General features: G+C 38.3%; 13 protein-coding genes. 4 read left to right on the plus strand and 9 right to left on the minus strand.

Annotated features, from left to right (window positions below):
• Positions 1-133: 133 nt before the first annotated feature.
• From GKR92_03665 to GKR92_03680, 4 genes are all read right to left on the minus strand, one after another.
• On the minus strand, positions 134-1,180 hold the full coding sequence (locus GKR92_03665) for a hypothetical protein (protein ID QMU60837.1): 1,047 nt from the start codon (positions 1,178-1,180) through the stop codon (positions 134-136).
• Positions 1,177-2,718, minus strand: a complete 1,542-nt coding sequence (locus tag GKR92_03670) for an ATP-binding cassette domain-containing protein (GenBank protein QMU62703.1) — start codon at positions 2,716-2,718, stop codon at positions 1,177-1,179. Before GKR92_03670 ends, GKR92_03665 begins: the two co-directional genes overlap by 4 nt.
• A gap of 137 nt (positions 2,719-2,855) precedes the next feature.
• On the minus strand, positions 2,856-4,031 hold the full coding sequence (gene torT / locus GKR92_03675; GenBank protein ID QMU60838.1) for a TMAO reductase system periplasmic protein TorT: 1,176 nt from the start codon (positions 4,029-4,031) through the stop codon (positions 2,856-2,858).
• 110 nt (positions 4,032-4,141) lie between these two features.
• The gene (locus GKR92_03680) at positions 4,142-4,489 is read right to left on the minus strand and encodes a DUF861 domain-containing protein (GenBank protein QMU60839.1); all 348 of its coding nucleotides are present in this window, start codon (positions 4,487-4,489) and stop codon (positions 4,142-4,144) included.
• Positions 4,490-4,754: 265 nt separating this feature from the next.
• Here GKR92_03680 and GKR92_03685 point away from each other — a divergent pair, with 265 nt between their 5' ends.
• The 3 genes from GKR92_03685 to GKR92_03695 all read left to right on the plus strand — a co-directional run bounded on the left by GKR92_03685 (position 4,755) and on the right by GKR92_03695 (position 7,551).
• The gene (locus tag GKR92_03685) at positions 4,755-5,558 is read left to right on the plus strand and encodes a hypothetical protein (GenBank protein ID QMU60840.1); all 804 of its coding nucleotides are present in this window, start codon (positions 4,755-4,757) and stop codon (positions 5,556-5,558) included.
• A gap of 133 nt (positions 5,559-5,691) precedes the next feature.
• Positions 5,692-7,020, plus strand: coding sequence for a hypothetical protein (locus GKR92_03690; protein QMU60841.1), 1,329 nt, complete (start codon positions 5,692-5,694; stop codon positions 7,018-7,020).
• Positions 7,021-7,284: 264 nt separating this feature from the next.
• Positions 7,285-7,551, plus strand: coding sequence for a DksA/TraR family C4-type zinc finger protein (locus tag GKR92_03695; GenBank protein QMU60842.1), 267 nt, complete (start codon positions 7,285-7,287; stop codon positions 7,549-7,551).
• Between the two features lie 61 nt (positions 7,552-7,612).
• Here the strand turns inward: GKR92_03695 and GKR92_03700 are convergent, their stop codons facing one another.
• A complete protein-coding gene (locus tag GKR92_03700; GenBank protein QMU60843.1) occupies positions 7,613-7,957 on the minus strand; it encodes a hypothetical protein in 345 nt (114 codons plus the stop codon).
• 360 nt (positions 7,958-8,317) lie between these two features.
• Between GKR92_03700 and GKR92_03705 the strand changes: the two genes are divergently transcribed.
• Entirely contained in the window at positions 8,318-9,127 is an 810-nt protein-coding gene (locus GKR92_03705; GenBank protein ID QMU60844.1) for a methyltransferase domain-containing protein, read from the plus strand.
• Positions 9,128-9,210: 83 nt separating this feature from the next.
• Here the strand turns inward: GKR92_03705 and GKR92_03710 are convergent, their stop codons facing one another.
• From GKR92_03710 to GKR92_03725, 4 genes are all read right to left on the minus strand, one after another.
• On the minus strand, positions 9,211-9,921 hold the full coding sequence (locus GKR92_03710; protein QMU60845.1) for a DUF45 domain-containing protein: 711 nt from the start codon (positions 9,919-9,921) through the stop codon (positions 9,211-9,213).
• A gap of 83 nt (positions 9,922-10,004) precedes the next feature.
• Complete coding sequence (locus tag GKR92_03715; protein ID QMU60846.1) at positions 10,005-10,556, minus strand: DUF2059 domain-containing protein; 552 nt, start codon at positions 10,554-10,556, stop codon at positions 10,005-10,007.
• Between the two features lie 125 nt (positions 10,557-10,681).
• A complete protein-coding gene (locus tag GKR92_03720; protein QMU60847.1) occupies positions 10,682-12,019 on the minus strand; it encodes a hypothetical protein in 1,338 nt (445 codons plus the stop codon).
• 148 nt (positions 12,020-12,167) lie between these two features.
• Positions 12,168-13,694, minus strand: coding sequence for a general secretion pathway protein GspF (locus tag GKR92_03725; GenBank protein ID QMU60848.1), 1,527 nt, complete (start codon positions 13,692-13,694; stop codon positions 12,168-12,170).
• Positions 13,695-13,712: the final 18 nt, after the last annotated feature.

The following is a 13,712-nucleotide window of genomic DNA, read 5'->3' on the forward strand; positions in this document are numbered from 1 at the left end:
AATAAATGATTATGGCTAATATAATCATGGGTGCTTAAATTATATTCTATGAAATGTGTGTGATTATCTTTATAAAAAAATAAGCGTCCTTGCTAAACACTGAAGAATTCCTGTTCGTCCAGATAGGAGGTGACTATTTATTCATCGTAAGGAGGAGTTTTAATCGATAATTATCAGCCACCACTGCCAGTATCAGCAAAATGCCGATTACCACCATTTGTAAATAAGAATTAAGCTGCAAAAGATTCATACCGTTTTGCACAAGAATGATAAATATTGCCCCCAAAACTACGCCACTTAATTTTCCTATACCGCCAAAAATACTTACGCCACCAATTGCACACGCCGCAATGGACATAAGAGGATATTCGACCCCTATATTAGATTCCCCGCTCTCTAATCTTGCTGTGAGTAATAATGTTGCAATGCCTGTTATTAAGCCTGCTATCACATAGGTAAAAAATATGACTCGTTTTGTATTTATGCCTGACAATTCAGCGGCTTTAGGATTTCCACCAATTGCATAAAAGTAACGTCCTAGACGGGTCCAGTTAATTAAAAAGTACATGCCGATAATAATAAGAACGGTTATACATACCGGAACAGAAATGCCAAATACTTTTCCATATCCAAAGAAATCTGAAAAACCTCCTGGCATTCCATAAACCGGTGTTCCTCCCGTCACGTAAAAAGCAAGCCCTGCTACAATTGAAGATACAGCTAACGTCATTACAAACGGTGGCACATCAAATACTGCAATACCAATGCCATTAAACGCACCAATGGCCATCGTTGTTGCCATTCCTGCTAAGCAACCCATGGCAATCACTAGCGCTGGAGACATGCCACTTGATGCAAGTGCCACCATCGTCATAGAGGTGGTCACCGAGCTCATGGCAAACATCGTGCCTATGGATAAGTCCAGGCCACGCGTTAATAAGACAATCATCTGAGCCATTGCGGCCAGTACCAAATAAGTTGATTGGCGTGCTACGGTAGAAAGATTAGATTCTGTAAGAAAAGTATCTGTAGTACTGGTTAGAAAAATAACGGCAATGACTAAAAACCAAGGTAGCACTCCCGCTTTAACAAAGACTATTTTTAGTAAATTGATGGCTTTCTCAACTACGCCTGTTTCTATAAACCCTTCATGGATACTTTCAGCCTGATTCGAACTCATTGTGAACACCCTTCCTTTTCAAAGAAATACTTGAGTACATTTTGTTCTGATAATTGTTCTTTTGGTAATTCCGTCTGCAGCGCACCACGATGCATTACGTATGCACGATGCGCTAGATTTAAAATTTCTGGTAAATCAGACGATATGAGTAATACACCCGCACCTTTTTCACATAGCTCTGCAATAAATTTGTAAATTAACATTCGTGCACCCACATCTACACCCACCGTGGGCTCATCGAATATAAAAAGTTTGACGTCTCGAACTAACGCCTTACCTATTAATGCTTTTTGTTGATTGCCACCTGAAAAATGTTCGACATCGCGTTCAATATTGGGTGGATTTATATCTAATTTTTTAGATACATCTTCGATTTTTTTCTTTTCTTCTGATCTTCGTAGAAACCAATTATAGGAAAAGGCTTTTAACCCAAGAGAAGCTAAAGATACATTTTCTCTAACATTTTGAACCATCACTAACCCTTCTTCTCGTCTATCCGATGGCACGTAATACATGCCGCGGTCTAGCATCACGCGAGGCTTTAAGGTGTTTATATGACGCTTACTGCAGTAAACTGTGTCGCCACAAAATTTTATTTTTCCACTTGTAATATTTTCTATCCCAAATACAGCACGCCCTACTTGTGATTTTCCTGACCCCACAAGTCCCGCAATTCCAACCACTTCCCCGCTTTTAATTTGCATAGATACATCTTGTAAAACATTATTTTGAAGTGTTAAATTTTCAATTGTTAATAATGCTTTATCCGGTTTTGCTTGAATGTCTGGAAAGACTTGATCAATTATCCGGCCGGTCATCAATTCAACTAATTTTTGCTCACTGGCTTCTTTAACGGGTATGGTTGATACAAATTTACCGTCGCGAAGAACCGTAATACGATCACCAATTCTCTGAATTTCATTAATTCTATGCGTGATGTAAATGATTCCAATTCCTTCTTGCTTAAGTTCTTCAATTTTTGAAAAAAGCTGATCTGTTTCACGCTCAGTGAGTGAAGCTGTAGGCTCATCTAGAATTACAATTGAAGGTTTGGTGCGAAATGCTTTTGCTATTTCTACCATCTGCTGTTCTGCACGAGATAAATACATCACTAAACTATCAGGATCGAGAGGAAATCCTAATCGGCCTAGTGTTTCATTAGCTTTTTCGCGTAATTGGTTTTTATTTAGGAATGGTCCTCTGGTCATCTCTGAACCCAGAAATAAATTTTCTCCTACCGTTAATTGCGGAATAATAGAAAATTCTTGAAAAACCGCACTGATACCGAGATTTCGCGCTTGATGCACAGATTGCAGTTCTACCTCCTGCCCATTTAGTAAGATCTTGCCTTTTGTTGGAAGATGCACACCCGCAATGGCTTGAACAAGTGTTGACTTGCCTGCGCCATTCTCACCAAATAACACGTGCACTTCACCACTTCTTACATCAAGGCTTACATTATCTAGCGCTAATGTGCCTGGAAATTGTTTAGAGATATTCTCTACACGTAGCAGTACTGAATTTTCAACTGCTTTCATTACTTTATCCTTGTCAAAAGGAGTCGACTTCAAACCATTAATCGACTCCCTTACTGCAGTTTCTTCAACACGAATTTTAAATTGAGCAGACATTTTTAATATTCGCCTACTTAATTAACTTATGTGTTACATAGAGGTCAGTCCACACGGAACACAGGCTTCCATCCATCTGGCGCTAAGGTAGATGCTGGATCGAAATCGTTGTAATTTTCTTTCGTTACAACGGTTGGTACGGGTTGAACATGCTCAGTAATGCGGTCTGGGTTTTTGTATTCTGGTGAACCACCCGTTGACATTGGAAGACCTTCAAGAATACGTACGGCTTGATCGATAGCAATTTGACCTTGTAGCACCATGTGATCGGTTGGCGCCATATCCATACGACCTTGCTTTAAGAGAATGTGTGATCCGGTATTGTAGTAATAAGCTACCAATCTGGTGGTGTCTTGAATTCCGCGATCACGTACTACGCCTACTGCAGCTTCAATTGTGGGTGTTGCACCTACAATATAGTTTAGATCTGTAGTGCCACCTTTTGTTCGAGAAGCAACAACATCTTCTACAAGTTTTAACTGGATACTTTTCCCTGTATCGCCCCATTTCGTGGCAATGATTTCAACATCACTACCTTTAACCGCATCATGACAACCCTTATCACCGGCTACTGACCATGCTGCACCCGGAGGACCTGGGAACCATGCCGCTGAAGTTTTACCGCTTCCTTCAGGATGTTTCTGAGCAATCCAATCGCATGCAAGATATCCAAGTAAATACCAGCTTTCTAAAATTTTTGCATCGACTTGTGTGCCAATACCATTTACAAGATCTACAACCGGAATTCCTTTGCCTCGAATTTCATCGACTTGATTGATATTACCTTTACCTGAAATAGCCGATAGAATTAACGCATCAGCCCCCGCCGATATACAATCTTCTACTTGGCGAAGTTGTCGTTCAAGATTTGTGTAACCGCCCGCTTCTAATAACGTGACTTTTTGACCCAGTCTTTTGCCTTCAGAAATAATTCCATAAGCCACACCTACCCAGTAAGAATCTTTCAAATGGGGAAAAGACACACATATGTTGTGTTTCTTTTTAATTTGATCAGGGCTAAGGGGGACATATTTAGCACCGGGTAGTTTTGCAGCATTGTTTTCTGGCAATGCCCAACATTCATCCGTTCCACCCGAACAAGATGGGTTATAGGGGTTTACATCTGCTGGCCACCAATCTTTTGCATTCAGTGACGAGGTAACCATTATGACTGCTGCGAATAGTACAGCATACATAACTGAGTTTAATAATACTTTCATAAACACTTCTCCTTCGATTTTGTTTTCAATTATTGTTATCTAAATTTAAAATTTTTATGTTTCTTAAATCATTTACGGACATCTCAAAATTATTTGATTTAATTCTTTGATTAAAGAACACCTTCTTTACGTTGCCCAACATAAAAAGCCAATCCAGATGATTTCGATTCGAAAGTCACCGATGTGCCTTTATCAAAATAAACAACATCACCTGGTTTTAACGTGCACGTCACACCGCTTTCGGTAATCGTCATTTCCCCTTCCAGCATAATTTTGCATTCGTCATAGCTGTACGTGTAATCAAGCGGATTACCCAAATCCATGCGAAACATTCCACATGTAATGGGTGCACTTTTATTATTGGACGACACGACGTCTTGAAGAAACACATTAATTCCATCCATGTTTAAAGACTCAATATCCATCGATTGAGTTTTTTCAAAATATTTCATTCCCATAATTTTTCCTTATCTTTCTTATTGGAAATACAATGTGTATTTATTTGACTAAATCTAATTGAGTGCTGAAATTACTTTTTTTGTATATAAATATTTATAATTCTTATGAGTTTAGTATTGCGAGTTATATTTGGAATGGATATGACAAAATACTCCTAAAATTACAAAATAATTTATTCGCATATGACAATAAATACTCATATCAATGCGAATCAGATCAAGTATATTTATATTCTTTATTATTATTTAGGATGCCAATTTGCTTGTGACTGAAATTCAATCAAGCACATTTGAGAATGAGCCTCCAACAACGAAAGATCTCAAAAAGTATTTTGTTGATAAAAATTTAAACAATACGACGAGAGAATCGATTGATTGTGCAGCGCACATGATTCTAGTTATAGAGAGCCCCAGAGACACTGTTCATGTGGGACTTGCGCATATGGTAAATAGACTCAAAGTTTGTCGTGCAGATGCAGGGTTTGCTACTCCTGAAACTGAGATATACACACCTATTTCTGAGTTCTGCAGCGAAGATACTATTCCTCCATCAATCGTTGGATGCGTATTACCAAATCAGCATGAAACAATGCAGAGAGTTTGGAATAGCTCATCGCCTGTTAAATATGAGGATGTTGAAAATAATCCACAGTTAGCACTTATCAAAAATAAACTTCTAGAATTGAAATGTAAGTCAATGTTAATGCAACGGTTAGTCTGGAACGATAAGTTAATAGGAATAGCTTGTGTGGATCACACCACCAGTAACCATATATGGAACCAAACAGAAATAGATTTTATGGAAAGGTTTTGCACAAAGTTTTTAGCCCCTTTAGCAGGTATAAGTAACTACTGGCACAACCCAAAAATGCATCATATGTTTAAAAAACCATCTGATTCGGAATTAGTTGCAATTCAATTAGCCGCTAAAGGTATGAGCAGCAAACTGATCGCTATTGAATTAAATAAATCTGTTAGAACAGTAGAAAATCAGTTACGCCATGCACGCAAGCGACTAAATGCACACAACCTCGCTGAGCTTATTAAGAAATGTGAACCATGGTTGTAATTCTATAGTAAAAGTGCTCTTGCTTTAAATCAATTCAAAATATTCATTGGCTATTAACTTAACCATGTATATGGATATTTAAATAATCAATACTTTCATATTTAAATTTAACTTAAAAGTAAATTAACAAGCAATGATAAAAATTAAATCACATTTATATTTTATAATAGTAATTATATTACTTGGTTCTTCATTAGTGTTCGCAAGTTCTAATAATCAAGAAACAAATACTGAAAGATATAAAGGGTCTGGTGATCGTAAGCAAGGTTACGACAAAGACTCCTATGTAACTAATTCCCTAAGTCTCGAAAAGAGAACTGGTAAGGAAGCCAATCTATTGCAGTTTGCGCAAGAAGCGCCACTTGGGTTGCCAAATTTAAAGATACCTCTTGATAACCCTATTGACGCAAATAAAATAAATTTAGGGCGACGTCTTTTTTTCGACAGACGATTATCGCTGAATGATACTTTTTCTTGCGCTATTTGCCACGTTCCTGAACAAGGATTCACAAGCAATGAGTTATCTACCGCAATTGGCGTTGAAGGTCGAAGCATCAAACGTAATAGCCCAACCATGTATAACGTTGCTTACTACTCTGTTTTTTTTCACGATGGCAGAGAAACAACGCTAGAACAACAAGCTTGGTCACCTTTATTAGCTCAAAATGAAATGGCAAATCCTTCAATTGGCTATGTCCTTAAAAAACTCAAAGCGATTAAAGATTATGAAGGCTTATTTGAGAATGCATTCGCTGGCAAAGGCCCTACGATGGAAACTGTAGGCATGGCCTTAGCAAGTTATCAACGCACATTGAATTCTGGAGAGTCTAAATTTGATCAATGGTATTTTGGTAAAAAAGATGCTGCCTTAAGCGCAGATGAAAAAGCCGGCTTCGAGCTATTTACAGGTAAAGGTAGTTGCTCTTCCTGCCATATCATTAATGATCAGTATGCATTGTTTACTGATAATCAATTTCATAACACAGGACATGGATACGCTGTATCAATGGCTCCTAAACCAGAAAAAGTGAATGTTCAATTAGCACCTGGTGTATTTGTAGATGTTGATTATGAAATTATAAAATCCGTATCACAAAGAACTAAAGCAAATGATGTTGGCCTATATGAAGTAACACAAAATCCTAATGATCGCTGGAAATTTAGAACTGCAAGTTTGCGAAATATAGAATTAACCGCTCCATATATGCATGACGGAGCTTTCAAGTCTATTAGAGAAGTAGTCGAGTTTTATAACCATGGAGGTGTGTCTAACGAGTTATTAAGTCCATTGATCAAACCTTTAAACCTCACCGAGAAAGAAATAGATAATTTAGTAGCTTTCTTACATGCGCTCACAGGTAACAACATACAAACGATTGTTGCAGATGCATTTTCTGCTCCAATCGGTGATTTAAAAACGGAAGACCCAAACTGGGCACATGAAGCAGAATTAACAAATTAATTAACATATCCGCTTTTGGTCGTTAGCATTTTTGCACTCCCATTAGGTTTGAAAGAACCGCCTACAGCCGAAAGTTAATGGGATATATGGGGATTCAAGTAAATCTAGTTATTTATATAATTCAATCATTTATGAAATAAAGGATAGTCGCAGCTTTAATTAATTTAGTAAATTTGTATGGACGACCTTAGTTTGTATAAAGCTGAGAATTTCATTGGTAGAATAAGCTCTCAATAGACATTGTTTATTCATTGGAAGCAAGATATGGCTAGCGGGTGGTCTCGTGATGGAGCGGTTCAAGATCAGATAGATGCCAGTGTAGAGGATGCGATAAAGCTGGCACGTAGTCGATTACCTGATGGCGAGAGCTTACATAATTGTGAGGAATGCGAGAACGTAATTCCAGACGCACGCCGTAAAGCCATTCCTGGCGTTCGATTATGTGTAGACTGTCAGTCTGAGCACGACAAAGAGCAGACTACATTCACTGGTGTCAATCGACGTGGCAGCAAAGACAGTCAACTGCGGTAAACGAGTTACCCTGCTCTTCTCTAATTAGTTCAATTGAGTTTTGCTGGGATAGAATAAGCAATTAACAGCTCTTATAGCTCTTCTCCTTACACTCGGCGTATAATTTTTCCGCTGCTTCGATTTGAGTGGGAGTCATTTGCTTTACAAGTTCGCTTTTATATTCGCTTGCAGAATCGCCTAACCCTTGAATGTCGGCAGCATTAACCCACATATAGGCATATAACTTATCCTCTGGCACTCCTTCACCACTTGCATACATCTTACCTAGTTTGAATTGCGCTAAAGCCGCACCCTGCTCTGCAGACAATAGTGCTTTGTTTGCAGCTTTTTCTTCTTTTGTTTTACAACCCTGAATTACAAATACTAAAGCAAACAATGCTATACAAATAGGTAATGTAGATTTCATGCAAGTAACTCCCGCGTAAAAAGTGTGATATTCATTTGCTGTAAGGATTACATCAAACCATCACTACTTAATTTAATACCATTAATCCAACGCACACATCTTTCGTTACTCATAACAAGAAACGAAGTATTTGCGCAAGTCTGTCTACCAAAATTCTGTCAACACTATCATAGAAACAACCTAGGCATTTTTGTGGAAGGATATTTAACATTCTTAGAGATTTAAATACTAAATAGACTATATAATTGAATGAGATACGTTACCTATATTGAAATTGCCGCATCCTTTTACACTATCACATCATAATTTAAGATAATGCCTTCTACTTCTAATACATTTATAAATTAGATAATTATTAGGATGAATAATTCGCCAGAATCTATACAGAATGATGTGATACACAGTTGGCATATTCGCGCGCACGCTTACGTTCAACTCATCGAACGATGGCCTATTTTTACCCATATGGTCGCACGGCTTTTGGCTTTTATACCTAAAGAATTTGATGGGCATGCACTGGATATCGCTGGCGGGAGTGGTCTAGTTTCGGAACATTTGCTTAGAAGAAGCCCAAAGTCGCGTGTAACTCTAATAGAACCGGCGCAAGGAATGCGCGAACTAGCTTCACATCGTCTTGGCAAACAAGTTGAAATCAAGGACACCACTAGCGACAACATAGATAAACTTGAGCTTACTGCTGATGCTGCATTATGTAGTGCTTCATTTCATTTAATAAACGAAGAAACAACGCTGCCTTCAATAGCTTCAGCACTTAAGAAAGACTCTATATTTGCTGTTAATCTGTGGGGACATTCCTTCGATGAAACCATAAATTTGCAGAAAAATACTGATTGGACTCAATTTGTGGATCAAGCACTACATGAATTCTATCTGCCACCGATGAAACCGCCCAACAAAATATCGTCCAGAATAAAAAGCAAGGAGAGATTAGAAATAATTGGGAACAATTGTGGTCTTCAATTGAATGAAATGAACATCGTAACCACGAATATCGATACTCGATTCAGTATCGAATTTGCCGCTATGGACTATAAATTTCTTAATCAGGTTGAGAAAGGAATACGAGAAAAAGTAATAGCTCGAGCGCTGGAGTTATGTCGCGGTATAGATACAATTTCTACTGTTGATTTTAAATTTGAGAAAATTTGAATTTGCTCATAGAATTCTAAATTATTTTTTGTTCCTAGCTATTTGTAATGTTAGAGCTGGGACAAAATAAGCTTTCTTAAGTCTTACGCTAATTCAATCATTTTCAAATCTCTCTCTATATTTTCCCAACTCGGTATAAAACTATCTAATAGCCTTCGAAAATGCTTGTTATGATTACGTTCTATTAAGTGTGTCATTTCATGTACTACAACATACTCTAAACATGCTTCTGGTTGTTTCGCTAACTCAAGATTCAACCAAATTCTCTTCTTATTAATATTACATGTACCCCATCGGGTTTTCATTTTTTTTACACTCCACTCAGATACCTTTTTACCAATTATAGGTTGCCATTTTTCAATTAAAACTGGAATACGCATTTTTAATTCAGCTCGATACCATTCGTTCAATACTCTTTCTCTATTAACTAATTTTGTATTTGGGCGAATACACATTTTCAATGTGCCAGATGATTGCAGCTGCATTTGTGGTTTACCAGATTGTTCGACGACTTCTAATGTATATTGCTTTCCCATGAAATCATGAGTCTCACTGGTAACGTATTTTTTAACTTGCAGTATTGGCAGGCTTTTAATAGTTTGTATTCTTTTGTGTATCCAGCCCATTCTAGATAGCACAGCTGCCTCTAAAGCTTCATCTGTAATATATTTTGGTGCCGAAATACGGACCTGACCATTGGCCGCACGAACCGAAAAATTGATATTTTTTATATTTTTTCTTACGACCTGAATATTAATGCCAGAAACAATCAGATTTTCACCCGAAACAAGCATCGTTAATACTTCTGAATTGAGATCAAGATGTTAAATAACCAGCTTGTTGATTATGCTAAGAATCAATATTTAATTACAAGTATTTACTTAATATTTTTTTCAGCCATTTCATCTTTTACTAAGCTGATATTTATACTAATTTGCCCTTGAATAAACTCGCTAATAATTGAATCGTATTTTTCTGAAGATTTTTTTGCAGCTTGCTCTGGTACTTTTTGTGAAAACTCAATGGTTTTTTTGCCAAGAGGTGAGCTGTAAAATTTCACGAGTTCTATAACTTCATCATGTGTATATGTTTCTTTATATATAGGCATATAGATATCTTTTTCTACAGCAGCATAAGGCATTTTTTCAGCAACAAAGTCTTGGTAACCTTTTACCATTTCACTAAATCTATTTTTTAGAATTTCCCCTACCTGTTTCTTCTGCTCTACTGTCAAGGATTCAGAGCTAATATCTCGATCTGCAGCTTGGAAAAAACCGCCTTGCATTTGATTTATGATCACATTATTCAGACTAGAATAATTATTTTTCACGCCTGTTAGCTCAAATAACGTTTTTAGATCATTATCATAGCTATCTGCCAAAGCGGGAAAGCTAGCAAAAAGTAATGTGGCAGCAAAAAATATTTTCATGATTAATTATTCCTGGTGGTAAACAAAATTATAACTAAGTGTTTAATTATCTTCATAGTAGTCGATTAAAATTCGCCTTACTGCATGGGTAGCCTCATCAACTTTTAGATTATATTGCTTGGCAACTAATTTGCCAATTTCCTCAATGCTTCATCCCCATCGATGGCGCCTAATACTTGTGCTTGAAGCAAATGTTCTGATGAACTAATTTCATTTTCATATTGCTTTGGTATGGATTTTGATGTGCTGCGAACCCATTCAGGAAGATATTCGTATTTTGTGGGGACTACAGCATCTTTAATTTTTTTTGCATGAAAAGTAAATACAGCCTCTGTACGCCCATGAGCACTTAAGGGTGAATGCATATACCGAATTGTGTTTCTCTTAGTTGAAACAATTTCAAATCCATTTTTCTCAATCAACTCTATTACTTCTTCTTCACTGTAACACCAGGATTGCTGCTTATGGAAGAAAGCTAATGACCCAGTATTGATCCATGAACCCCCTTCTTTTAGGCATGAGTTTATACGGGGAATATAATCTCTCAAATTTTGCGGGATGATATCTAGTAACCATGGGGTCACTAAGGTGTCAAAACTTCTTTCTTTTACCGGCGGATTCATACCATCGCCAAACATAAAGAAAATATTCTTATTAATATCTTCCGGCGCTCGACAATTTTGTTCTTTAACAAATGAATCTTTATTGAGTGGCGCAATTGGAAATTCATTTAAGCTAAATGGCTGGCCTTGAATTGCCTGGCAAGCTGCAAACATTAATAATGGATTGATATCTAATAAAACTGAACATGTTGGTATGTACTTTTGATGCAAATCGTAAGAAAGCCGCCCTGCCCCTGAACCTATTGTAAGTACTTTACCTAACTGCTGGTGTTCGGATAGAACATTATTTACCGCATCAATCATTTGTTCGTTTTCACCATTATCCCACGCCCAATCACGAAAGATATTATCGTAATAACTAGTTAACCCTTGAACTTTAGGTGTTTTTGATTTCAATGCACTCAATGGATCATTTATTAACTCAGTATTTAGATGTTCGAATTTAAGCGGAGACAGTAAATCTAATATCTGTGATATCTGTTGTTTTTTAGCGTTGAGTAATTTATTAATTCGTTTTTGGCCCGACTTACTTAAGCGTTTATCTTTTTGAGCCTCTTTTAAACGCTGTTGCGCTTGTTGATTAAGATGCAAAAAACCGTTTAAGCGCGCTTTCCACTCCAGAAGATTTATACTTGGTTGTTCAAACAACCATGGGATTGTCACTTCGCCGCACTTGAATAGAGGAAATTCGGTACTACATTGATCACATTGAATAACTTGGCCCACTAGCGAGATAGTGGCTTGTTGGTGATTGCATGCTGGGCAAGACATGCTTTCTAGAAGACACGTAGCTATTGATCCAGAAGCATCAGTTGTTTGCGAAACTTGGGGAGCGCTCAATTTATGCAGAGAAAATATGATTTACAGGACTTAGTATTGTGCTAATTCAACCTCAGTATGTCACGAATCTTATCGTCTAATAAACACCGAGCATAAAAAAACGGGATGATTATAAATCATCCCGTTTCTAGTTAGTTTATGCTACTGATTATACAGTGATTTGGTTGAAAGCAATATGCTCCACACCAGGGTTAGCGCCTAAGGTAGGCGTACCTAATGCTGCTCCAAATGCACCTGCATCTCCATGTAGTGCCAAGTAGTTTAAGACCACTACTTCAGCAAGAGAAACTACACTGTTTGCATAAGGGCTAGAGTTAGTATCGATGGTACCACCTGCCGTAAATGCACCAAGCTGATTAGATGCTGCACCGTTGCGCATCAGATTAGCTGTAGCTACCAGTGGACTGTACACAAACATAGCACTTGATGCTCTTTGTGAATTGTCTGAACGCCAGCGGAATTTAGTTACATTACCGCCATTTGCACCTGCATTTTCAGGATTGTTCGTATCTGCAACTACAGCGCCATCACTGAAAAGATAGATCATCAAAGGTTGGTTTTGTAATCTTGCATACTCTAATGATGCACCAATGATTTGACCAATCTTAAAGTCTTTGTCATCCGTATCAGGACGTGGATTCTGGTGATAATCTCGACCACCAAACTCCATGGTGCCTATACCGCCATAGCCATTCACAACCACTTTCATGGTTGCTGCAGCTTTGCGGAAGTCACCATCATTACTAATCTCACCATTAGGAAAGATGCTTAGTAAATCAGCATCCGCTTCAGGATCTAAATCCGTTGGCAAGATAGGTGATTGGAAGGTTGCAAGACTTTGATCGTAGCCACATTGTATTAACTCTTCAGTAGCCGCTGCTTCAGTAATTAAACCAAGTTTAAGCTGCGTAAGAATTTGAGTTGCTACGGCAACACTATCGCTTGGGAAACCATCTGCTTCACCACCACTTAGACCAACTGCTTCGTTACGGTTGCTAACACGTGTCGGACCAAACTCTGCAGAAACCATGTAATCAGGTGCTCTTGAGCGACCGCCTGACTCTGAGTTTCGCGTACCTGTTGATACAACAAATTCACCTCGAGCCCCTGTACGAGCAATTCCGTACATAGGGTTATGAGGATTGTTGCCTGTATCGTTTTCAGATCTGGCTGCGATAATGGATCCGTTCACATTACCTCTTGTGCCCGCACTGGTTTTATCCAGCATGCCTCTTAACATCGCACTATTTGGGTGCATCGCCAAACCAAAATCAGTGTTTACACCGACTGCATTTGGACTAATTGCTGCAGGCAGCCCTAATGATTCGTATGCATCATCTGGTAAGAAGGCAGTTTGACCACCTGCGCCGCCGACCATGATGTTAGAACCTGCAATGTTTGCACCGCCGCCCATATCAATCGCTAGGAAAGGAATTTTTCCTGCACCTAGCAATCCGTCGTCTGCACTAATTTCGCATGCATGTGCTCTGTTAACCATTGCACCTAAACTTGGTAGTAAAACTGTGCTAGTGCCTGCAATGAGCCCTCTTCCAAGAAACTCTCTGCGGGTGACAGGTCTACCATGACCGGTACTTCGGCACGATTCCTCGATGCGCTGCTCAAAGTGGCGATGAGCCTCTTCTGCGCGTCGACTTTGCTCTCTGTATTTCGTCATTGTCATATACCTCACTAG

This window comes from Gammaproteobacteria bacterium, assembly GCA_014075255.1.
Lineage (GTDB): Bacteria > Pseudomonadota > Gammaproteobacteria > UBA4575 > UBA4575 > JABDMD01.

What these genes read in the sequence shown, in the direction of transcription:
- GKR92_03710 (QMU60845.1), bottom strand. Translation starts at nt 9,921, where the DNA reads ATGCTTGTTTCGGGTGAAAATCTGATTGTTTCTGGCATTAATATTCAG.
- GKR92_03680 (QMU60839.1), bottom strand. Translation starts at nt 4,489, where the DNA reads ATGGGAATGAAATATTTTGAAAAAACTCAATCGATGGATATTGAGTCT.
- GKR92_03670 (QMU62703.1), bottom strand. Translation starts at nt 2,718, where the DNA reads ATGAAAGCAGTTGAAAATTCAGTACTGCTACGTGTAGAGAATATCTCT.
- GKR92_03665 (QMU60837.1), bottom strand. Translation starts at nt 1,180, where the DNA reads ATGAGTTCGAATCAGGCTGAAAGTATCCATGAAGGGTTTATAGAAACA.
- GKR92_03690 (QMU60841.1), top strand. Translation starts at nt 5,692, where the DNA reads ATGATAAAAATTAAATCACATTTATATTTTATAATAGTAATTATATTA.
- GKR92_03715 (QMU60846.1), bottom strand. Translation starts at nt 10,556, where the DNA reads ATGAAAATATTTTTTGCTGCCACATTACTTTTTGCTAGCTTTCCCGCT.
- GKR92_03725 (QMU60848.1), bottom strand. Translation starts at nt 13,694, where the DNA reads ATGACGAAATACAGAGAGCAAAGTCGACGCGCAGAAGAGGCTCATCGC.
- torT (QMU60838.1), bottom strand. Translation starts at nt 4,031, where the DNA reads ATGAAAGTATTATTAAACTCAGTTATGTATGCTGTACTATTCGCAGCA.
- GKR92_03705 (QMU60844.1), top strand. Translation starts at nt 8,318, where the DNA reads ATGAATAATTCGCCAGAATCTATACAGAATGATGTGATACACAGTTGG.
- GKR92_03700 (QMU60843.1), bottom strand. Translation starts at nt 7,957, where the DNA reads ATGAAATCTACATTACCTATTTGTATAGCATTGTTTGCTTTAGTATTT.
- GKR92_03695 (QMU60842.1), top strand. Translation starts at nt 7,285, where the DNA reads ATGGCTAGCGGGTGGTCTCGTGATGGAGCGGTTCAAGATCAGATAGAT.